This is a genomic window from Sorangium sp. So ce693 (assembly GCF_051521375.1).
Classification (GTDB): domain Bacteria; phylum Myxococcota_A; class Polyangia; order Polyangiales; family Polyangiaceae; genus Sorangium; species Sorangium atrum.
Window position 1 is genome coordinate 9,043,591 of record NZ_CP150347.1, and the last position, 21,494, is coordinate 9,065,084.

The following is a 21,494-nucleotide window of genomic DNA, read 5'->3' on the forward strand; positions in this document are numbered from 1 at the left end:
CAGGTGCGCCGTCATCCCACAGGCGGCCGGGGCCCCGGCTCGGAGCCGCGCGGGCAGGCGTGATACGATGGTCGCATGACCGGTTCACTCGACGCCGGGGCCGGCCCGCACGTGGCTGTGCTCGCGGGCCCGCTGCGCGAGGCGCTGGAGAGGAGCCTCGCCGACCGGCTCGCGCGCTGCCCCGGGGCGGAGCTCAACCTGGGCAATGCGTTCTGGGGCGCCCCCGAGCCACGCGACCTCGGCGAGGCGCTCACCCGGTTCGGGCCGACGTGCGTCAACGTCGTTGTGCGCATCTTCGAGCGACTCCGCGACATCGACCCAACGCTCGACCTGTGGATGCAGATCAGGTATCTGCGCAACGTCTGGTGCGGGGGGAGCGCCGGTTTCAAAGTGGTCTACGTGGAGCCGGCGGCCATGCGCGAGCGCCTCGACCACCGCTTCGCGGGAGCGGGCGGCCGCCGCGTGGCGCGCGACACGATCCTCGGGGGGATCGAGCACCAGCGGGGCGCGCTGCTCGGCTCGCTCGCGGCGAGCGTCGCGGAGCTCTTCCGGGGCGGCGAGCCGCGCGACGCGGACAGCTGGCGCGAGGTGCACCGGCCGGATCATGAGGCGGTCCACCTCTGCGTCGGCAAACACGAACCGCGGCCGCCGGAGCTCGACGACATCCACCTCGACTGGAGGTCGCCGGTGGTGGGCGTCGACGAGGAGAGCCGCCGCTGCCGGTACGGGCTCCGCATCGGCGTGGTCCACTGGGTGCAGGCGCGGTTCGGGCTCGGCAAGCCGGTGTTTCCGTTCCAGAGCATCGATGACAGGGTCGCCGCCCTGGCCGGGCGCCGCGAGGCGCCGGCGCGCTGGGCCGAGTTCGCGGCGCGCTGGCGCGACGCGCGGTGGCCGCTCGCCCTCCGCGGCGGCGACGGCGCAAAGGAGGCGCAGGCGTGGCTTCGCGAGTGCGACGAGCTGGTTGCTGCCCGGCAAGCGGGCGCGTGAGGGGCCACAGGCGGCCGGCATGCCCTACCCCGCTCCCGACGGCACCCAGCTGATCGAGCACCTCGGCGCCGGCGCCACGTTCGACGTCGCGCTTGTCCGGCTCGGAGGCTCGCCGCCCGGCCCCACGCTCGTGTGCAAGCGCCTCGTCCCCGGCGTCCTCCACGAGCACGCGGGGCGGGCCGCCATGGTCCGCGAGGCGAAGGCCCTCTCCCTCGTCCGCCACCCTGCCCTGCCCGCGCTCGCGCGCGTCGGCGCCGATCGCCATGGCCCGTTCCTCCTCGAGAGCCGGCGCGAGGGCACCTCCCTCCGCGACGTGCTCGACGGATGGCGCGGCCGCGGCCGGCCGCCGCCCGCGTCGCTCATCACCCACGTCGCCAGGGCCGCGATCGAGACGCTCGCCGAGCTCCAGGAGCTCGAGGACGCCGGAGGCCCGATCCGCTTCGTTCACGGCGATCTCGGCCCCGATCACGTGCTGCTGGGCCCGCTCGGCGACGTCGGCCTCGTCGACCTCGGGGCCGCGCGGTTCCGCGACATGGATCCGGACCTCGAGACCGCCGACCGGGGCACGGTTCCCTTCGTTGCCCCCGAGATCGCCCGCGGCGAATCCCCGCCGACCCAGCGCGGCGACGTCTACTCCATGGCGGCGACCCTCGTCTCCTTCGCCACCGGCGCGCCCCTCACGCGCGCGCGCGAGCAGGCCGCGGCGCTCGTCGAGATCAGCGAATCCGGCCTCTGCCTCGATGCGCTCTCCGCCACGGACGCGCTCTCGCCGGGCCAGCGCCGGGCGCTCGCTCGCGCGCTCGATCGCGATCCGGAGCGCCGCGTCGGGACGGCGCGGGCGCTGCTCGACGCCTTCGACGCGGCCGCTCCGGATGGCCCCGAGGCGGCGCGCTGACGCGGCCCTCCTGCGCGCCAAAACCGTGGACGCACGCGGCCCATGAGATAAGTCTCGCCCGCATGAAGCCCCACCTAGGTCACGACAAGCTCGGCCTCGACACGCTCGCGATCCACGCCGGACAGCCGCCGGATCCGACGAGCGGCGCGGTCATGACGCCGATCGTCCTCTCGAGCACCTTCGCCCAGGAGCGGCCGGGCCACCACAAGGGGTTCGAGTACTCCCGCAGCGGCAACCCCACCCGCAAGGCGCTCGAGGCGTGCGTCGCCGCACTCGAAGGGGGGCGCCATGGCTTCGCGTTCGGCAGCGGCTCCGCGGCGACCGCGACCCTGCTCCACACGCTCCGCCCAGGAGATCACGTGCTCTCGGGCGATGACGTCTACGGCGGCACCTTCCGGCTCTTCGACAAGGTCATGCGGCCGATGGGCCTCGCCTCGACCTCGGTCGACATGAGCGACCTCGACGTCGTCCGCAAGGCCCTCACCCCGGTCACGCGGATGATCTGGATCGAGACCCCGACGAACCCCATGCTCAAGATCTTCGACATCGCAGGGCTCGCCGAGATCGCGCGCGCGCACGGGGCGCTGCTCGTCGTCGACAACACCTTCGCAACGCCGGTGCTCCAGCGGCCGCTCGACCTCGGCGCTCACGTCGTGGCGCACTCGAGCACCAAGTACCTGAACGGGCACTCGGACGTCGTGAGCGGCGCGCTGGTCACGTCCGAGGACGCGCTCGCGGAGCGGGTCGGGTTCCTGCAGAACGCGATCGGCGCCGTCCCGAGCCCGTTCGACTGCTACCTCGTGCTCCGCGGGATCAAGACGCTCGGCGTGCGCGTGCGCCAGCAGTGCGCGTCGGCCGCGCTCATCGCCGAGCGGCTCGCCGAGCACCCCGCCGTCCAGGCGGTGCACTATCCCGGCCTCGCCACGCACGCCGGCCACGCGCTCGCCGCGCGGCAGATGCGCGCGCCCGGGGCGATGATCTCGTTCCTCGTGCGCGGCGGCCTCCCCGTCGCCTCGCGGTTCCTCGAGCGGCTCGCGATCTTCGCCTGCGCCGAGAGCCTCGGCGGCGTCGAGTCGCTCGCCGAGCACCCCGCCCTCATGACCCACGCCTCCGTGCCCGCGGCGGCGCGGGAGGCGCTCGGCATCGCCGACGGCCTCCTCCGGCTCTCGGTGGGCCTGGAGGCCAGCGAGGACCTCTGGAACGACGTCGCCCAGGCGCTGGACGACGCGCACACGCGCGCGACGGGCACGTAAGCGCGAGGGAACGCGCGCGGCGCGGCCGCCGTTTGATCGCGGGCCCCCGAGTACGATAGAAGCGAGGAGCGGCCTCGGGGCCGCCACCTACCACCGGAGCTTTCCATGCGTCTCGCTCGCCTCGGCTTCGTGCCCGTGCTCGGCCTCCTCCCCCTCCTCGGCCTCGGCTGCAGCGGCGCGGAGCCGTCGACCCCGCGCGGCGCCTACACCATGAACTTCGCCGACCCTGGCGCCGACTGCTCCGCACCGGGGCACCGGGCGATCCTCGGCGAGGTGTCCTCTGACCAGAAGGTCCGGCTGGTCACCGACGGAGAGGACAACGCCTCGGTCGACTGCTCCGTGTCCGGCTCGGGCACCTTCTCCGTCTCGGCGGTGGCCAAGAACCCCGCCGAAGCGGCGGAGATCCACGTCAAGATCGACGCCATCTCCCCCGCGGCGACCCAGGACGCGCCGGCCACCGGCAGCATCAGCTTCTCCTCGGCGAAGACGGGGGGCCAGACCTTCTACTCCGATACCGCGGCCCCGTGTAAGTTCTGGTTCGCGGGCAAGCAGGGGGTCGACGCGGGCAAGATCTGGGTCGGCTTCGAGTGCCCGGCGATGCTGAACGAAGGCGAGATATGCCAGCTCAGGCTGGGCGTCCTGGCCTTCGACAGCTGCGGAGGCTGAGCGGCGCTGGCGGCTGGCTGTTGACAGGCGGCGCGCGCGGGGGGGCGCGCCGCGCGCGTCAGCTCTTCTCGGAGCGCGAGGCCGACACCGCCGGGACCGTCGACCGATCGCCCATGCTGACCTGCTGCGAGTCGGCGGGCGGGCCGATCGTCGCGCTGTTCGGGAGCTCGGCGTCGTCCTGCTCGTCGATCCGGATCACGAGCGCCGTGATGTTGTCCTCTCCGCCGTTCTCGTTCGCCTTGGCGATGAGGCGGCGGCACATCTCCGGGACCTCCTCGGTCGAGCTCACGATGTGGAGGATCTGGTCGTCCGAGAGCATCCCGCTCAGGCCGTCGGAGCAGAGCAGGTAGACATCGCCGGGCTGCGGCTCATCGCTGAGCAGATCCACGGAGACGCTGTCGTGCATCCCGAGCGCGCGGGTGATGACGTTGCGCGGAAGCTCGGCCCGCTGCTCCTCGGTGAGCTCGGGCATCGCCATGATGTAGTCGTTGAACAGCGAGTGATCGCGCGTCAGCTGGCTGATCGAGCCCTTGCGGACACGGTACGCGCGGCTGTCGCCGACGTGGCCGACGTAGATCCGGTTCTTCTTCTTCGAGAAGAGCGCCCCCACGACCGTCGTGCCCATCCCGGCGCAGTCGCGCGACCGGATGCTGCGCTCGAAGATCTGGCGGTTCGCGACCCGGATGCCCGCCTGGAGCCGGTTCTCCTCCTCCGACAAGCTGGTGTCGAAGTGGAATGGCCAGGTGGCGTCCTCCCGCGACGTGGACCGGAAGAAGTCCGCGATCGACTCGGTCGCCAGCTTGCTGGCTACGTCCCCCGCGCGGTGGCCCCCCATGCCGTCCGCGACGATGAACAGGTCGTACTCCGACAGGACGGCGTAGCTGTCCTCGTTGTGGTCGCGTTGGAGACCAACGTCCGTCATTCCTGAAGCGATCGCTCGCATAACCTCGGGAATCCTTGAGACGGCTCCGGGCCTTCGGCTTCGAACACCAACCATTTCACGCTAGCGAAAACCTGTCAAGCAGGGCCTCTCGCACCCTAATGGGCGTCTTCAGAGCCTTCTCGCGCCTTCTCGTCACGCCTTCGCACGCCCACTCGCCGACCTTCCCGATCCTACCGACTCCGACGGGGGGGACCGCAAGCCTCTTTTTCACTTCTTTGCTTCACGGGACGGCCCATTGTGAGCTGGGCTGGTCCCGGGCGCGCCTCGCCCCATGGCGCTCGGACGCGAGCGCCGGCGCGGGCGCGGGCACGGTCGCGGGTCACGCGAGCGCAGGACAACGAGGCTGCGAGGCATCATCAGGCCGGGCCGGGCTCGGCGCGCGCGGCGTCACGACACGAAGGGCGCTGCCGGCAGGCGATGTCGCCCACCGCGCATCGCCCTCCTCGAAGAGCCCGGCCCCATCGCGCGCTGCGGGGATGGGCGGCCGCACGGGGGCTCCGGCTCGGTCGCCGACGCCCGCCCGGCCGAGGGCCCGCTCACACGTCCAGGATGTCCTTTTCCTTGCCGGCGATCACCGTGTCGACCTGCTTCGTCCCCTCGGCCACCACGTCGTCGACCTTCTTCTTGGCCCGGTCGGCCTCGTCGCCGCTGACGTCGCCGTCCTTCTCGAGCGAGTCGATCATCTCGTTCGCGTCCCGGCGGTGCTTCCGGATGGCAACTTTACAGTCCTCTCCGTTCTTCTTCGTCAGCTTCACCATCTCCCTGCGCCGCTCCTCCGTCAGCGGCGGGATCGGGAGTCGGATGAGATCCGCGTCCACCTGGGGATTCAGGCCGAGATCGCTCTCCCGGATCGCCTTCTCGATCGCCTTCACCTGGTTCTTCTCCCAGGGCTTGACGCTGATGAGCCGCGGCTCCGGCACGGACACCGTGGCCATCTGCACGATCGGCGTCGGCACGCCGTAGTAGTCGACGCGGATGCCGTCGAGCATGGCCGCGTTCGCGCGCCCGGTGCGCACCTTCGCCAGGTCTCGCCGGAGAGCTTCGATGGCCTTTTCGATCCCGTCGCGCAGCTCCTTGATGACGTCCTCGAGCATGATCCGGCTTCCTCCGTGTGGGGCTCGCCCAGCCCGCCCTCTTCGCGGGCGGGGGCGGAGCTTACCGCGTATTTCCGGGCCGGCGGAGAAATCGATCCGCCCGACCTCGCCGGCGTCGCGGTCGGAAGAGCGCTCGCCTCCGCCCGGGTGCAGGCGGACGCGCGCGCGCCCGAGCGCCGCCGCGCCGTCCCCCCGTCGAGCACGCACCTCCGCTGTCGCGATCGTGCCGAGCTGTAGTAACTCTGGGAGGCAGGGCGACCCGATGCGCGATCTGGACTGGAACAGCTTCGACGTCCTCGTCGTCGACGACGAGCAGGACAACCTCGACGCGTTCCGGTTCGCCTTCAGGAAGTCGTTCAAGATCCATTATGCGCTGGGCGGCGCCGAGGCCCTCTCGCTCCTCGACCGCCTCGATCCTGCGGTGATCGTGGCGGACCAGCGAATGCCGGGGATGAGCGGTATCGAGTTCCTCAAGCAGGCGAAGGAGCGGCGGCCCGACGCGGCGGGCGTGCTGCTCACCGCCTACGCGGACATGACGGTGCTCATCGACGCGGTCAACTCGGGCGCGGTCGACCGCTACGTCCAGAAGCCCTGGAACTCGAAGGAGCTCGCCGTCATCCTCCGGCAGGCGATCACGGGGGTCGCCACCCTCCGGGAGAACCGGCGGCTGCGCGAGCAGCTCGCGCAGTACGCGGGCTACCTCGAGCGCGAGCAGCGGGACCCGATCGATTTCGGCGAGATCGCCGGCGAGAGCGAGGCCATGCGCGAGGTCGCCGCCCGGATCGGCGAGGTGGCGAAGGCGGCGACGCACGTGCTGATCGAGGGCGAGGAAGGGGCGGAGAAGGAGGTCGTCGCCCGGGCGATCCACGTGGGCTCCCCGCGGGAAGAGCAGCCGTTCGTCAAGGTGACCTGCGCCGCGTTCCGGGGCGACACGCTCGAGCGCGAGCTGTTCGGCTGGCGGCGAGGCGCCTTCGACGGCGCGTTCGCCGAGCGCGCAGGCCGGCTCGAGCTCGCCCACCGGGGGACGATCTACCTCGACGAGCCGGCGCCGCTCACGCCCTCGCTCCAGGCGAGGCTGCTCCGCGTGCTCACCGACGGCGAGATCGAGCGGCTCGGGTCGACGGAGACCACGCGCGTCGACGTGCGCGTCGTGCTGTCGCTCACGCCCGGCATCGACGAGGCCTGGGCGCGCGCGGGCGTGCTGCCCGAGCTCGTCTCCCGGCTCTCGGTGTTCCCGCTCCGGCTGCCGCCGCTCCGGGAGCGGCGCGAGGACATCCGCGCCCTCGCCGAGCACTTCCTGCGCAAGGTCGCGCGGCGCAACGCCCGCGCGGCCACCGCGCTCTCGGACGAGGCGATCGCGAAGCTCGCGGCGTACGCGTGGCCGGGGAACACGCGGGAGCTGGAGAACGTGGTCGAGCGCGCCGCCATCCTGTCGCGCGGCGACGTGATCCTGCCCGAGCACCTCGCGTTCACGGCGCGCGCGCAGCCGGCCGAGCCGCCCGCGCGCGCGCCCAGGGCCGCCGCGCCGGCGGAGCCGGAGGCGGAACCGGCCGGAAAAGAGCCCGCCGCGCCGGCGTGCGCCCGGCCAAGGCTCGACCTGAGCTCCCAGCTCGACGACATCGAGCGGCGGGAGCTCCTCGCCGCGCTGGACCGCTGCGGAGGGAACAAGGCGGAGGTCGCGCGGCAGTTCGGCATGCAGCGCACGACCCTCTATTACAGGCTGAAGCGGCTCGGAATCGACAGTTGAAGACGGTTGAAGACGCCTGAAGACGGTCGACGACGGTCGACGCTCCCTGACGACACCCGACGGACGCTGACGGCCCCGCCGGGACGCCGCGGAGCGTGGCCGCGGCGCCTTGCCACAGTCGACGCCGGGGGCGACTTGCGGCAGATTGCGTCGGCATGCTGAAGGTCGGCGAGCGCGCGCCGGAGATCGACACGCTGGCCATCGACGGCCAGCGCTTCGTGCTGTCGGCGCAGGGTGGGCTCTGCACGGTCGTGTACTTCTTCCCGAAGGCCTTCACGCCCGACTGCACCGTCGAGGCCCAGCTCTTCCGCGACAACCACGCCGAGATCGCGCTCGCGGGCGCCAGCATCGTCGGCGTCAGCACCGACGACCACACGACGCAGTGCCGGTTCGCCGAGGCGCAGCAGGTCCCTTACCCGATGATCGCCGACCGCGATCGCAGCGTGTGCCGCGCCTACGGCGTCCTCTGGCCGCTCATCGGCCTCGCCCGGCGGATCACCTACGTCATCACGCCCGCCCTGGAGATCGCTGCGGTCTTCCACCACGAGTTCCAGGCCAGGAAGCACCGCGACGACGTGCTCTCGTTCATCGACAAGCGCTTCCGGGCGGCGCGCCCCCCCGCGGGGTGAGCGCGGAGCCCCCGCCGTGCGCCCCACCCCCGAGCCCAGCGAAGGCGCCGCGCTCCTCGACGGAGCGGCGCCGCTGCCGCGTGACTTCTACGCTCGCCCCGCGCTCGTCGTCGCGCGGGCGTGCATCGGGAAGGTGCTCGTCCATACGACGCCCGAGGGCACCGCCGCGGGGCGCATCGTCGAGACCGAGGCGTACCGCGGCCCGGAAGACCTCGCCGCGCACAGCGCGGGCGGGCGACGGACCGTGCGGACGGAGGTCATGTTTGGCCCGGCGGGCTATGCGTACCTGTTCCAGCTCTACGGCATGCACTGGGCGTTCAACATCGTCGTGGCCTCGGAGGGAGAGCCGCACGCTGTCCTCATCCGCGCCATCGAGCCGATGATCGGCCTCCCGCTCATGAGCCGCCGGCGGGGCGTCGCGCCTGGGCGGATCGAGCTCACCAACGGGCCGGGGAAGCTGTGCAAGGCGCTGGGGCTCGACCGCTCCGCGTACGGGATGGATGTCTGCGGAGCGCAGCTCTCGCTGCTCCCGGGCGCTGCTGGGCCCATCGGAAGGTCGCCTCGCATCAACGTCGACTATGCAGGTGCGTGGGCGAAGAAGCCGTGGCGATTCTACGAACGCGGCAATCGCTATGTCTCCGTTCCGCCTCGCCATTGAGCGAGCGTGAGGGCGCGAGCGCTCGAAGCGCTCGCGCCCGGGCCCAGGATCGCGCGACAATGGGCGCATGGGATTCTGGCCTTTCGGGGGGCGTGAACCTGCCAACGTCGAGAGCGCGTCGCAGGTCGTCACGGCGGACACGCATCGGGAGACCGTGCGGGGAAAGTTAACGCTCTATTTCAAGGAGCCGCAGACGCGGAGCGCCGCGGACAGGGCCGCGGAGCGGTGCGCGCAGCTCGCCGGAGACCTGCTGCGCGAGGCCGCAGAGCACGAGCCGCTCCTCGGCAAGGAGGCCGATCTCGCCGCGGCCATCGCGGACCGCGCGCCGCGCGGCATCCCGGGGCTCCGCGCGATCGAGCTCGCGGCGCTTCACGTTGTGACCGAGCGCACCACGCAGTCGCGGCGCGGCGAGCCGACGTCGGTCCAGGATCCCACGCGGACCGTGGGCGCGCGCACGCAGTCGAACAAGCCCTCGCCGGTCGGCGTGAGCCGGCCCACCGGCGTGTCGCCGGCCAGCAGCCGCGCCCTGTCGCAGGCTCCCGGCGCGCCGCCGGCCGTCGGTCGCAACACGCCGTCGAGCATCCCGCCGCCCATCAGCGTGCGCTCGCCGCCGAGCTCCGGCGCGCCACGCTCCCGCGCTGGCGGCGCGGGCGCCGCGCGGGGGTCGAGCCCGGGGCTCATCGGCTCGCCCCCCACCGTGATCGCGGCCGCGCTCGCGCCGCTGCTGCGCGACGCGTCCACGCGGCTGCTCCTCGGATGCCTGCGGGCGCACGACCTGATCATCGTGCGCCGCGTCGCGATCGATCCGGGCGCGGCCGATCAGCTGGCCGCGCTGTTGCCCGTCTCCGAGGCGCCGCCGGGTGAGTTCGAGGCGAGCCGGGCCGCCGAGCTCTCCCGCTGGCACACGGTGCTCGGCTCGCCCGTGATCAGCCAGCTGCGCACGGAGTCGTGCGCGATCAGCGCGCAGAAGGCCCGGGCCGCGCTGGGCGCCGCGAACATCGCGGCGGGCGTCGCGGGAGAGCTGATCGACGCGCTCTGCCGCACCGCCTTCCCGGGCCTCGCGCTGTCGAGCGCCCACATCGATCGCTACGCGGAGCAGGATCTGAACGAGCTGGCGGCCGAGAGCGTGGCGCGCATCCTCCGTCACCCGAACTCGAAGCCGCTCCGCCTCGCGCTCGGCCCGCTGCTCGACGCGGTGCACGGCGATGTGGACGGCATCTCCCGCCTCGCGAAGGCCTCGCTCGGCAGCGCGCATTGAGCCCGATGCCGCCGCTCGGCACGTTCCCTTCTCGGCGAGCTGGCGCTAGGAGGCGTGGGTGCGACACCATGGTCTCTTCGATGAGCTCTCGTTCTCCCGCAGATCGCTCCGCGCCCACCTGCCCCTGCTCGTCGCGCTGCTCTGCGCGTGCGGGTCGACCGAGCGCGCAGTCCCGCCGCCCGTCACGAAGGCGGCCGTCGTGAGCCCGGCCGACGCTCGATCCGGCGAAGCGGGCGCCGAGCAGGCGCTCGCGGCCTTGTCGGCGCGCGTGCTCGAGGAGTACCTGCGCGACGAGCCGGTCCGCGCCACCGAGGCGGGGGACCACCGGTACGACGCCGCGTGGCCGGACGTCACCGAGCAGGGCGAGGCCTCGCGCAGGCGCACGATCGAGGCGGCGCTGGCCGAGCTCGGAGCGCTGCCCACGGCGAGCCTGGGCGTCGAGAGCCGCGTCGACGCGGCCATGATGGAGAACCAGCTGCGCTCCTGGCTGTTCGCGATCGACGAGCTCCGCGAGGCGACGTGGAACCCGATGGTGTACACGGGCCTCGTCGGCGACGGGCTCGATCCCCTGATCACGAGGAGCTTCGCGCCGCTCGAGGAGCGCCTGCGGAGCCTCCGGGGTCGCCTCTCGGGCGTCCCCGCGCTCGTGCGGGCTGCGGAGCAGCGCCTCACGGCGGCGCCGCCGCGCATCCACACCGAGACGGCGATCGCGCAGAACAAGGGGCTCATCGCGCTCTGCAAGTCCGAGCTCCCGGCGCTGTTCGCGTCGGCCCCGGCGCAGCAGGCCGAGCTCGACGCGGCCGCGAGGGCGGCGGCGGCGGCGCTCGAGGGCTTCCAGGCGTTCCTCGAGAAGGACCTGCTCCCGAGGAGCGACGGCGACTTCCGGCTGGGGCGCGCGCGCTTCGAGAAGAAGCTCCGGTTCACGCTGGACGACGCCGCCATCGACATCGACGGCGTTGTCGCGAGCGCCCGCGCGCTGCTCGCGGCGACGCACGCCGAGATGCTCGAGACCTCGAGGGAGCTCTGGCCGGCGCTCTTCGGGAAGCAGCCCTTCCCGAGGGTCGAGGCGCAGGACGAGAAGATGGCCGCGATCCGGAAGGTGCTCGACGCGCTCGCGGCCGATCACCCGACGAACGCGACCATCGTGAAGGCGTCCGAGGAGCTCCTCGCGAAGGCGACCGACTTCGTCCGCGCACACGACCTCGTGCGCATCCCGGAGGAGCCCTGCCGGGTGATCGAGATGCCCGAGTACCGCCGCGGCGTCGCGATCGCCTACTGCGACGCGTCCGGCCCGCTCGAGGCGAAGCAGGAGACGTTCTTCGCGATCGCGCCGACGCCGAAGGACTGGCCGAAGGCGCGCGTGGACTCGTTCTACCGCGAGTACAACTCGAGCATGCTCGCCGACCTCACCGTCCACGAGGCGATGCCGGGCCACTTCCTGCAGCTCATGCACAACAACAGGTTCCCCTCGAAGTTCCGCGCGGTCTTCTCGAGCGGCCCGTTCGTCGAGGGGTGGGCGGTCTACACCGAGTGGCTGATGGCCCACCACGGCTTCGGCGGCCCGAGGGTGCGGATGCAGCGCCAGAAGATGGTGCTTCGCATGTCGGTGAACGCTCTCCTCGACCACGGGGTGCACGCGGGCACCATGGGCGAGGAAGAGGCGCTCGCGCTCATGACGAAGGACGCCTTCCAGGAGGAAGGCGAGGCCGTCGGCAAGTGGCGGCGCGCCCGGCTCACGAGCGCGCAGCTCACCACGTACTTCCACGGCTTCACCGAGATGATGCGCCTGCGCGCCGAGCACGAGCGCAAGCCGGGCTTCACCGAGCGCGCCTACCACGACCGCCTGCTCAGCCACGGCTCACCGTCCGTGCGGCACCTCCCGGCGTTGCTCGCGGAGTAGCGGCGATCCGCGCGCGGCCGAGGAGGGCCGCGCGCGGCGGAAGGTCAGACGGGGGAGATCGAACCACCGAGCTCGACGAAGCGCGCCTTGGGGAACGCCTTCTGGCAGGCGTCGAGCTGCCAGTCGCCCTTGAAGAGCACGACGTGGTTCCCGTGCACGTCGAGGGCGCCATAGCCGTAGAGGTTCGACTCGAGCTCCGCGAGGGGCACCGGCTCGCCCTCGACCCAGCGGGCCAGGCTGAACGAGAGCCGCTCGATCCGGGCGTCGACGCCGTACTCGGCCGCGAGGCGGTGCTTCACGACGTCGAACTGGAGCTCGCCCACGACCCCCAGGATCGCCTCGCCCTCCCGCCCCTCAGGCGGCCGGAAGAGCTGGACCGAGCCCTCCTGCGCGAGCTGCTCGAGCCCCTTCTTGAGCTGCTTGCGCTTCATGGGATCGATCATGACGACGCGGGCGAACTGCTCCGGCGGGAACTGCGGCAGCGGGGCGTACTTCACGGGCGAGCCGCTGCAGAGCGAGTCGCCGATGAGGAAGAGCCCCGGGTCGAAGACGCCGATGATGTCGCCCGCGAAGCCGTCCTCCACGAGCGTGCGCTCCTGGGCCATGAACTGCACCGGGTTGGTGAGCCGGATGTCGCGGTCGAGGCGCACGTGGTGCACCTTCATCCCGCGCTCGTAGCGGCCGGAGCAGACGCGGAGGAACGCGATCCTGTCGCGGTGAGCCCGGTCCATGTTCGCCTGGATCTTGAAGACGAACGCGGTGAAGCGGTCGTCGTCCGGGGCGATGGGGCCCTTGTCGCTGCCGCGCGGCGCGGGCGGGGGCATGAGCTCGATGAAGGCGTCCAGGAACTGCGGCAGGCCGAAGTTGGTGATGGCGCTGCCGAAGAACATGGGCGTGACCTCGCCGCGGGCGAGCTTGTCGCGATCGAGCGCGTCGCCGGCGGCGTCGATGAGCTCGATGTCCTCGCGCAGCTGGCGGGCGCCCTCCTCGTCGAGCGCCTCGACGAGCTCGGGCGCGTCGAGCGAGACGACCTCCATCGGGGCGATCTCGGCGCCGTGCGCGACGAGCTCGAAGAGGAAGACCTGCTTGCGCTCACGATGGTAGACGCCGCGGAACTTGCCGCCCGCCGAGATGGGCCAGGTGACGGGGTAGACGCCGATGCCGAGGACCTCCTCGACCTCGCCGATCAGCTCGAACGGGTCGCGCCCGGGGCGGTCGAGCTTGTTGACGAAGGTGAAGATCGGCATCTGCCGGAGCTTGCAGACACGGAAGAGCTTCTTCGTCTGCGTCTCGACGCCCTTCGCGCAGTCGAGGATCATGATGGCAGCGTCGGTCGCCATCAACGCGCGGTAGGTGTCCTCGCTGAAGTCGGCGTGGCCGGGGGTGTCGACCAGGCTCAGGAGGCGGCCCTTGTACGGGAACTGGAGAACGCTGGTCGAGATGGAGATGCCGCGCTCGCGCTCCATCTCCATCCAGTCGCTCACGGCGTGAGCGCGCGCCTTCTTGGCCTTCACGGCGCCGGCGAGCTGGATGGCGCCTCCGTACAGCAGGAGCTTCTCGGTTAGGGTGGTCTTGCCAGCGTCGGGGTGGGAGATGATCGCGAACGTCTTTCGACGGGCGATCTCGCGGGTGAGCATCGGGTCGGGCACAGCGGCGCGGCAGGATAGAGTCCGTGGGGGCTGCGTCAACCCAAGGGGCGACGGAGCCAGGGCGGGCGGGGGTGGCGCGCGAGCGGGCGGCGGGGGTCCCCCCACGAACTCGGGCCTTTTGGGGGGCTATGGGCGCGCTGGACGGGAGACTCGGTCAGAGAGGGGGCGCTGCGGGGCGGGCCGGCCCTCGGGGTTCGTGGGGCCCACCCCCGCCGCCCGCTCGCGCGCCACCCCCGCCCGCCCTGGCTCTTTGTAAGGGGGCCTTTGGAAGGGGCGGGGCGGCCGATGGGGGTCGTGGTCCCGGCAGGGGTCGCGCGCGGGATGACGTGGCTCGGGTCTTTGTAAGGGAGCGTTATTTCGGGGCGCGAAGGGAGAGGGAGACGGTCACGCCTACGGGGTCGGCGCTGGGGGTGCCGATGGGCTTGTTCTTGAGGAGCTGGCGGATGCAGCGCTGCGCGTCGGAGGTGATGCCCCGAGAGTCGAGGATCTCGACACCCTCGGCGCGGCCACGCACCCGGACGAGGAACTGGACCTTGATGCTGCCCGATGCGCCAGAGAGGCCGCCATTGTCGGCAACACACTTCGCCAGGTCGGGGGCGACCTTTTCTAGACGCTTGGCCACGTTCGGGACGTCGCCGTTCATGAACTCGGGCTCCTTGACCTCCACGAGAGGGAGCGGGGCCGACACGATCGATGCGTCGGGCACGCCGCCGTCGATGGGGCCGGCATCGCCGGGAACACCGCCGTCGGGAGGGGGGGCGCCGCCGTCGGGCGGCGGGGCGCCGCCGTCGGGCGGGGGCGGCTCGGGCTGCGGCGACGGGGGGAGCCAGCCGGCATCCGCCTCGCCCGGCTCTAGGCACCGCACGAAGCCACGGTGAGGATCCTCCAGCGCGCCGTGCGGACACCGCGGAGCGCCGCCGGCGTCAGGCGTCGCCGCCGTGATCCACCCCTGATCCGGCGGCTCCTGCCGCGGCGGCGCGCCGCCCTCGGCGACCGCGCCGACGCAGGCGCCGACAGCGCCCATCGACAGCGCCACAGAGATCGCCCACTGACCAAGACGCCCACCTGCTGCTCTCCACCGCATCGGCCGGTGTGATACTGCGGAACGGGCGCGCGTACAGGAGAAACCGCGGCGAGCTCGTCGAGGCTGCCGCAAGGCGCTCGCCTCCGGCGACGACCGGGGCCCCGAAGGCCACGAAAGCAGGCTCAGAGGGCGATGTGGGCGAGCGATCCCGCCGAGGCGTCCCAGAGCGCCTGTGCCCGGGACAGGGCGTTGGCATGCGCCTCGGTCCCCGCGGCGGGCCCTGTCACGGAGATCACGCCGCCCGCGCCGAGCTCGATCCGCTCGATCCCTGCGCCCGGGAGCTCGTCGCGGAGCTCCCTGGTCATCCGCTCGCCGATGCGCTGAAGGAGGCGCGCGAGCCGCTCGGGCGTGATGTCGCGGAACACGAGCACCTGCGGGAGGGTGAGCTCCGAGACGAGGCGAGCACGGTCGGAGAGGCCCTGCTCGCCGAGCCGCCTCTCGACGAGCGCCGCGAAGACGCTCCCATACGCCCGGTCGACCTGCTCGCGCCGGAACCGCTCGTCGATGGCCGGTCCGAGCCGCGTCTCCAGCTGCGCAACGCCGTTCAGCCCGTTGGCGAAGCGCCCCTCGTTCTGCGCGAAGTACTCCCCCCGCGCGCGCAGGTCGCTCGCCAGCGACGCGAGGTGCTCGCCCATCGTCGAGAGGGCGCGCAGCACGAGATCGGTGAACTTGAGCTCCTCCCGGATCCAACCCACGTCGGTCACCCGGTCGGCCATGAACGGCCAGACGACGAGGTTGTAGTAGTTGTTGAAGTCGAGGAGGTACTTCAGCCGATAGAGCTCGAAGGAGCCGAACACCGGATACATGCGCTCATAGAGACGGAGCGTGCTGTCGTACTTGAACCGGTAGTACGCGTCGTAGGCCGCGACCCTCTCCTCGAACCCGGCGCGGTCGCCGCGGACGTCGGAGAGGATCATCTGCGTGATGAACTCGTTCGCGGTCGCGATGAAATCGGATCCGGGGCTGTAGAAGGGATCGGTGAACGCGCCGGCCTCGCCGGTGACGGCGTAACGGTCGGTCGAGAAGTACTGCTCCGCGTGGTACGGCAGGTGGGCATAGCTCTGGAAATCCTCGAGCTCCGCCCCCTCGAGCAGGTCGCGCGCGGCGCGGTGGGCGCCCAGGAAGCGCTCGAACTCCGCGCGCGTGCGCGGCCCGGGCAGCGCCCCGGCCGGCGCGTTCCCGGCCGGCGTGTTCCCGGCGCCGATCCTGTCCTTGTCGAACACGACGCCCACGCTCATCAGATCGCCGGCGAGCGGGATGAACCAGATCCAGTACCCGTCGTACATGAAGTGGTTCGTCGACAGGTGGCGCGACGTGTACCGCGCGCGCGACCGCCACGCCGCGTCGGTGACCGCATCGAGCCCCGCGACGCCGCGGTAGCGGCCCCACGCGGCCGCCGTGTTGAGCCGCGCCTCCTTGTGCACCTTCACGCCGAGCTTGCGGAAGAGGACGTGCCGCCGACCGGAGGCGTCGCACACCCAGCGGCAGGCGACCTCGCGCCGCTCACCGCCCTGCTCGTAGACGACCGTGTGCCGCCCGCGCCCGTCGATCGAGACGTCGACCACCTTGGCGCCGAGCTCGACCTCGGCGCCCGCGGCGCGGTTCATGGTCACGAGATCGCGCTCCAGCCGCGCGCGCTCGAGCTGGAAGCTCGGGTGGAACGGCATGTGGTCGGAGCCGATCTCGCTCATCCGGGGCAGCGGGAGGTCCTTGCCCGGAGAGTCGAAGAAGAAGCGGAGCCCGTTCTTGGGGAGCTGGTGCTGGTAGAGGTACGTGCCGAGGTTCAGCCGGCGAACCATGTAGTTCGCCGCGACCTCCACCGTGCTCTCGCCGACCTTGTAATCCTCCATCGCCTCGGCGGCCTCGAGCACGAGGACCCCGAGGTCGGGGCACGCGAGGCGGAGCTGCCGCGCGAGGAAGCCGCCGGCGATGCCGCTGCCGATGATGACGATATCGAACGTGCGCATGACGAGAGCCCTTATACCGCGGCCCCGACCGGCGGCGCGGGCTCTCCGAGCAGCTCGGCGCGGAGCGCGCCGGGCATCGCTTCCACCTCGTCCGGGCGGAGCAGCCCGTCGCCGTGGATGATCGACGCGGAGAGGCGACCGCCGAAGCGGCTGAAGATCACCTGGAAGCCGGGCGGCGCGACGACCGCGGGCAGCGGGTACGCCGAGCGCACAGGGAGCCCCGCGAACCGCTCCACCGTCACCGCGCCGGGGTTCGAGACGATCAGCGAGGCGAGCTCTCCCTGGAAGGGCTGATCCCCCAGCCAGCGGTAGATCGGGCCGGGGAGCCAGCGGGCCAGATCGAGCGCGGCGATCATGGCGAGATCGAGCCTGTCGCGCACCACGGCGCGCTGCTGCTCGGCGAGGCGGGCCACCGCGCGCGCGTCGTCGTGGAGCTCGTCACGGCCGAGCGAGAGCAGGGCCATCGTGAGGTGATTGCCGAAGAGCCGCCGCGCGCCCCCCTTGGGGTCGAGCGAGAGGGGCAGCGGGATCACGTGGTGCGGCGGGGCGAAGCCGCGGCCCGCGAGCGCCCGGTCGGCGAGCCGCGTCGCCGCGATCAGCATGAGGCTCGTCTCGGCGAGCCGCGCTCGCTGGCGCGCCCGGAGATCGAAGGCGCGCGTCTCCTCCGCCGAGAGCGTGAGCCGGAGGACGCGAGAGGCCGAGGGCCGCACCCCAGGACAGGCGCGCGCGAGCGACAGGATGGGCGCGCGGCCGAGCGACAGCACGTGGGCCTTGTACGCGCGCGCCAGCGCGACCCGCTCGTCGCGGTCCATGGCGGCCAGCAGGCGCTCCGGCGCGTCGTGCCGCTCCTGCTGCGGCGGCGGGTCGTCAGGCGCGTCGCCGCTCCCGGAGCCCAGCCAGGCAACGAGCCGATCCGCGCCCCTGCCATCCGTCAGCGCATGGTGGTGGCGAAGGACGACCGTATCGCCGTCGCCCACCTCGCGCACGACGTCGAGCGCCCACGGCCGCTCGGCAGAGGTCCGGTCCGCGAGCAGCGCCTCGATGCGCGCCGCGCGCTCGCGCTCGCCCTCCACCTCGTGGAGGCGCAGCCCAGGGGCGCGCCGGTGGTGATCGACGACCCAGCGGGGCCGCCCCGCCCGCCCGAGCACGCTGTTGTCCAGCCGGAACCGGAGCTCGGGGAGCGCCCGGGTCGCGCGCTCGAGCCGCACCGCGAGCCGCGCCAGGTCGAGGCGACCGTCGAGCTCGAGGACGAACAGGCAGTGGTTGCCCGCCTGGCCGCGCGATCGCATGGCGCGATCGTTCATGAGGTGGAAGAAGTCGATCCCCCCGAGCAGAACGGGCGATGTCATGGTCTCCGCGAGGCACCGCCGGTCAGGGACGAGCCGCGGGCGACCCTAGCAGCCGCGCGGCCCGCACGACAGCGCCCGCAGGCGCAGGATCACGCATCGTCGCCACGCCCGCCGCGCGCCCGCGCAAGATAACGAAAGTATCCACGCTGTGGATACTTTGTTCGTCTTATATTCCCGGAGTGAATCTTTCGGCGATCGACGTCAACCTGGTGATCGCGCTCGACGCCTTGCTGCAGGAGCGCAGCGTGACGCTCGCGGCCCGCCGGGTGGGACTCAGCCAGCCCGCCATGAGCCACGCGCTGACGCGGCTGCGTGAGCTCTTCTCCGACCCGCTGCTCGTCCGGGTCGGCCGGCAGATGGCGCTCACCTCGCGCGCCGAGGCGATCACGCCGCAGGTCACCGCGATCGTCCACGATCTCGCGGGCCTCTTCGGCGAGACGGCGCAGGCCTTCGACCCGGCGACGAGCGATCGCACCTTCCGGATCGCCGCCACGGAGTACGTGGAGCTCGTCCTCATGCCGCGGCTCAACGCGGCGCTCGCGCAGGGCGGACCGAGGCTCGCGCTCCACCTGCTCCCGCTCGACGGCCGCGCCGTCGACGCGCTCCGGAGCGGCGAGATCGATCTCGCGATCGGCGTCTTCCCGCAGGAGAGCCTCCCCTCCGACCTGCGCCGCGCCCCCCTCTTCGACGATCGCTTCGCGGGGCTCGCGCGCATGAGCCACCCCACGGCGCGCGGGCACGTCGATCTCCAGACCTACGCGGCCCTCCCGCACGTCGTCGTCCCCAGGGGCGGCGCCCACGACGGGGTCGCGGACGATCTCATCGCGGCGCGCGGGATCGCGCGCCACGAGGCCATGACGGTGCCGCACGTGTTCCTCGTGCCGCACGCCATCACCGCCTCGGATCTCGTGGCCACCGTGGCCACGCGCCTCGGCAGGGCGTTCTCCAGCCTGGTGCCGCTCCGCTCCTTCGACCTGCCGTTCGAGCTGCCGCCCATCGAGATCGCGATGGCGTGGAACAGCCGGACCGAGGGCGATCCCGCGCGGGCGTGGCTGCGCGGCGTCGTGACGGACACCGCCCCGACCCCGCGCGAGGCGGCCCGGCGCAAGCGCGTCTGAGGGGGTCGAGGGCGCGGCGAGGCGCGCCGCGCCGGGGGCTACCGGCCGAGCGCCTCGGCGCGGTTCACGATGCGCGGCGTGAGGAAGATGACGAGCTCGTTCCGCGTGTCGCTCGCGCGCCGCCGCTGGAAGAGGAGGCCGAGGACCGGGATGTCCCCGAAGAACGGCACCTGATCGAGGTTCCGGCCGGTGTTGCGGGTGAAGATCCCGCCGATCACCGCGGTGTGCCCGTCCATGATCAGGAGGTCGGTCTCCGCCTCGCGCTTCAGGATGGTGGGGTCGCCGCGGGCCGACGTCTGGTTGAAGTCGGGCTCGTCGCGGTTGATCTTCACGTGCATCGCGACGCTGCCGTCCGACGTGACGTGCGGCTTGACGAGCAGCTGGAGCTTGGCCTCCTGGAAGGTCGTCTGCACGCCCTGGGCGCTGATCTGCGAGAACGGGATCAGCGTCCCCTGGCTGATCCGCGCCTCCCGGTTGTCGAGCGTGAGGATGCGCGGGCTCGAGACGACCCGCAGCATGCCGCTCGCCTCGGCCGCCGAGAGGCGGACGCCGAGGTTGACGGTGTTGTTGATCGAGCCGAGCGTGAAGCCGAGCGCGCCGCCAGATCCGGCGCCGACGACGGCCGGCAGGTTCACCGCGAAGTTCGGGTTCGAGACCTGGCTCGCGAACGGCGAGAGGCCGCCGGTCGGGCTGTTCGAGTCGGTCGCGCCGCCGGCGATGCCGATCGCCGAGGGGAAGACGAGCCCCGTCGGGTTGCCGGTCGCCGCGCTGAACGTCCCGTCGCCGCCCCACTGGATGCCGATGTCGCGCACGTAGCGGCTCGTCGCCTCCACCACGCGCGCCTCGATCAGCACCTGCGGCGTCTGCGTGTCGAGCGAGCGGACCAGCTCCTCGATCTGGTTCAGGTTCCCCGCGACGTCGCGCGCGATGAGCACGTTGGTCCGCTCGTCGACCGCCAGGGAGCCGCGCGGCGAGAGCATGTCCTTCGAGCGGTCCTGGAGGTCCTTGGCGTCCGCGTAGTTGATCGGGATGAGCCGCGTCTCGAGCGGCGCGAGCTGGAGCTCGCTCTTGCGCCGCGCGATCGCGAGCTCCCGCTCCTTGTTGAGATCGGCGATCGGGGCGACGCGGATCATGTTGCCCTGCCGGACGACGCCGAGGCCCTTGGCCTGGAGCACCGTCTCGAGCGCCTGGTCCCACGGGACGTTGCGCATCCGGATGGTGACCGTGCCGGTCACGTTGTCGGCGGTCACGATGTTGACCCGCCCCACGTCGGAGATCAGCCGGAGGACGTTGTGGATGTCCGCGTCCTTCAGGTCGAGGTCGATGCGCCGCCCCGTGAACCGCCGCTGCTGCCCGGCGATCGCGGGCATGAAGGCGCCGGCCTGGTCGGGTTCGACGAGCGACTCCTGGCTGCTCGCCGCGCCCTCGAACGAGGTCTCCACCTTCGGCGCCGCGTCGTCGAGGACCGCCTCGCGCGCCACCGTGCGGGTCCGCCTCGCCGCGCCGCCGTCGGCGGCGATCCCCGAGAGCGTCGTGGGCAGCGCGCCCTTCGCGACGCTCAGCACGAGCGCGTTGCCCTCGCGCGCGACGACGCCCGAGGCGCCCGCGGCCTGCTCGACCTCGACGACGACCCTGGAGCCGTCGCTGTTGCGCCGGAACGTCGAGATGGCCCGCACCGGGCCGCCGAAGGCGCCGACGTCGAGCTTGCGCTGGAGGGCGTCGGGGAGCCGGACGCCGCTGAGCTCGATGACGCGGCGCCCCCCCTTGCCCGTCGACTCGCGGTAGCTCGGGATCGACGAGAGCTCGATGACGACCCGATCGAGCGTCGGCTGGTGCTCGAAGCGCACGTCGGTGATCGCCGCCGGCTCGCGCGCCGGCGCCGCCGCCGCGGGGCCGGCCGGGGCCCGCGCCGCCATCGGCGCCGTCGCGTCGGCGGCGGCGAGCTCGATCACGAGCGCGCCCTGCTCGGCGCGGATCCGGTAGGCAGCCGGGCGCGCGAGCTGCACGAGCACCCGCGTCGTCCGCTGGGTCGCCTTGCCGAACCCCTGCGTCATCACCCCGGCCACGATCGCGTTGCCGCTCGTGATCGCGCCGGACGCCCCGCCATCCACGGCGCCCTCGAGGTCGACGAGGAGCCGCTTGCCGCCGTCCGCGACCCGCGCCGAGAAGCGCGGCTCGCCGCTCGTCGCGACCACGATCTCGGCCTTGCCCTCGTCCGGCGCCGTGAGCCTCACGTCGCTGACCTTGATCGGGGCGGCGGCGTCTGCGTCTCCCGCAGGAGCGCCGAGGATCAACAT

General features: G+C 72.3%; 17 protein-coding genes. 10 read left to right on the forward strand and 7 right to left on the reverse strand.

The annotated features are described in order from the left end of the window. The first annotated feature begins 75 nt into the window (after window positions 1–75). The 4 genes from WMF14_RS33720 (at window position 76) to WMF14_RS33735 (ending at window position 3,801) form a co-directional block, all read left to right on the forward strand. Window positions 76–987, forward strand: coding sequence for a hypothetical protein (locus WMF14_RS33720; RefSeq protein ID WP_437792927.1), 912 nt, complete (start codon window positions 76–78; stop codon window positions 985–987). Between the two features lie 19 nt (window positions 988–1,006). Beyond that, complete coding sequence (locus WMF14_RS33725) at window positions 1,007–1,882, forward strand: protein kinase domain-containing protein (protein WP_437792929.1); 876 nt, start codon at window positions 1,007–1,009, stop codon at window positions 1,880–1,882. 62 nt (window positions 1,883–1,944) lie between these two features. Beyond that, the gene (locus WMF14_RS33730) at window positions 1,945–3,135 is read left to right on the forward strand and encodes a cystathionine gamma-synthase (protein WP_437792930.1); all 1,191 of its coding nucleotides are present in this window, start codon (window positions 1,945–1,947) and stop codon (window positions 3,133–3,135) included. A gap of 105 nt (window positions 3,136–3,240) precedes the next feature. Then, complete coding sequence (locus WMF14_RS33735) at window positions 3,241–3,801, forward strand: hypothetical protein (protein WP_437792931.1); 561 nt, start codon at window positions 3,241–3,243, stop codon at window positions 3,799–3,801. Between the two features lie 58 nt (window positions 3,802–3,859). Here WMF14_RS33735 and WMF14_RS33740 read toward each other — a convergent pair whose 3' ends face one another. After that, window positions 3,860–4,723 (reverse strand): Stp1/IreP family PP2C-type Ser/Thr phosphatase, encoded by an 864-nt coding sequence (locus WMF14_RS33740; protein WP_276596419.1) that lies wholly within the window; start codon window positions 4,721–4,723, stop codon window positions 3,860–3,862. A 557-nt stretch (window positions 4,724–5,280) separates the two neighbouring features. Then, entirely contained in the window at window positions 5,281–5,838 is a 558-nt protein-coding gene (frr, locus tag WMF14_RS33745; protein WP_437792933.1) for a ribosome recycling factor, read from the reverse strand. A gap of 262 nt (window positions 5,839–6,100) precedes the next feature. On the opposite strand from frr, the gene WMF14_RS33750 reads away from it, so the two are divergent. From WMF14_RS33750 to WMF14_RS33770, 5 genes are all read left to right on the forward strand, one after another. Continuing rightward, window positions 6,101–7,585 (forward strand): sigma-54-dependent transcriptional regulator, encoded by a 1,485-nt coding sequence (locus WMF14_RS33750; protein WP_437792935.1) that lies wholly within the window; start codon window positions 6,101–6,103, stop codon window positions 7,583–7,585. A gap of 155 nt (window positions 7,586–7,740) precedes the next feature. Beyond that, a complete protein-coding gene (locus WMF14_RS33755; RefSeq protein ID WP_437792937.1) occupies window positions 7,741–8,214 on the forward strand; it encodes a peroxiredoxin in 474 nt (157 codons plus the stop codon). Between the two features lie 16 nt (window positions 8,215–8,230). Beyond that, entirely contained in the window at window positions 8,231–8,872 is a 642-nt protein-coding gene (locus WMF14_RS33760) for a DNA-3-methyladenine glycosylase (protein WP_437792939.1), read from the forward strand. Window positions 8,873–8,939: 67 nt separating this feature from the next. Further along, window positions 8,940–10,130: a hypothetical protein gene (locus tag WMF14_RS33765; protein WP_437792940.1), complete on the forward strand. Its 1,191-nt coding sequence runs from the start codon at window positions 8,940–8,942 to the stop codon at window positions 10,128–10,130. A 58-nt stretch (window positions 10,131–10,188) separates the two neighbouring features. Beyond that, complete coding sequence (locus WMF14_RS33770) at window positions 10,189–12,030, forward strand: DUF885 domain-containing protein (RefSeq protein ID WP_437792942.1); 1,842 nt, start codon at window positions 10,189–10,191, stop codon at window positions 12,028–12,030. A gap of 44 nt (window positions 12,031–12,074) precedes the next feature. On the opposite strand, the gene WMF14_RS33775 is transcribed toward WMF14_RS33770, so the two are convergent. The 4 genes from WMF14_RS33775 to WMF14_RS33790 all read right to left on the reverse strand — a co-directional run bounded on the left by WMF14_RS33775 (window position 12,075) and on the right by WMF14_RS33790 (window position 18,079). Further along, window positions 12,075–13,667: a peptide chain release factor 3 gene (locus tag WMF14_RS33775; RefSeq protein ID WP_437792944.1), complete on the reverse strand. Its 1,593-nt coding sequence runs from the start codon at window positions 13,665–13,667 to the stop codon at window positions 12,075–12,077. A 364-nt stretch (window positions 13,668–14,031) separates the two neighbouring features. Further along, the gene (locus tag WMF14_RS33780; RefSeq protein ID WP_437792946.1) at window positions 14,032–14,703 is read right to left on the reverse strand and encodes a hypothetical protein; all 672 of its coding nucleotides are present in this window, start codon (window positions 14,701–14,703) and stop codon (window positions 14,032–14,034) included. Between the two features lie 182 nt (window positions 14,704–14,885). Next, window positions 14,886–16,730: an NAD(P)/FAD-dependent oxidoreductase gene (locus tag WMF14_RS33785; RefSeq protein WP_437792947.1), complete on the reverse strand. Its 1,845-nt coding sequence runs from the start codon at window positions 16,728–16,730 to the stop codon at window positions 14,886–14,888. A gap of 11 nt (window positions 16,731–16,741) precedes the next feature. After that, a complete protein-coding gene (locus WMF14_RS33790) occupies window positions 16,742–18,079 on the reverse strand; it encodes a wax ester/triacylglycerol synthase domain-containing protein (RefSeq protein ID WP_437792949.1) in 1,338 nt (445 codons plus the stop codon). A gap of 179 nt (window positions 18,080–18,258) precedes the next feature. Between WMF14_RS33790 and WMF14_RS33795 the strand changes: the two genes are divergently transcribed. Further along, window positions 18,259–19,197, forward strand: coding sequence for a LysR family transcriptional regulator (locus tag WMF14_RS33795; RefSeq protein WP_437792951.1), 939 nt, complete (start codon window positions 18,259–18,261; stop codon window positions 19,195–19,197). A gap of 38 nt (window positions 19,198–19,235) precedes the next feature. On the opposite strand, the gene WMF14_RS33800 is transcribed toward WMF14_RS33795, so the two are convergent. Then, a complete protein-coding gene (locus WMF14_RS33800) occupies window positions 19,236–21,494 on the reverse strand; it encodes a type IV pilus secretin PilQ (protein ID WP_437804343.1) in 2,259 nt (752 codons plus the stop codon).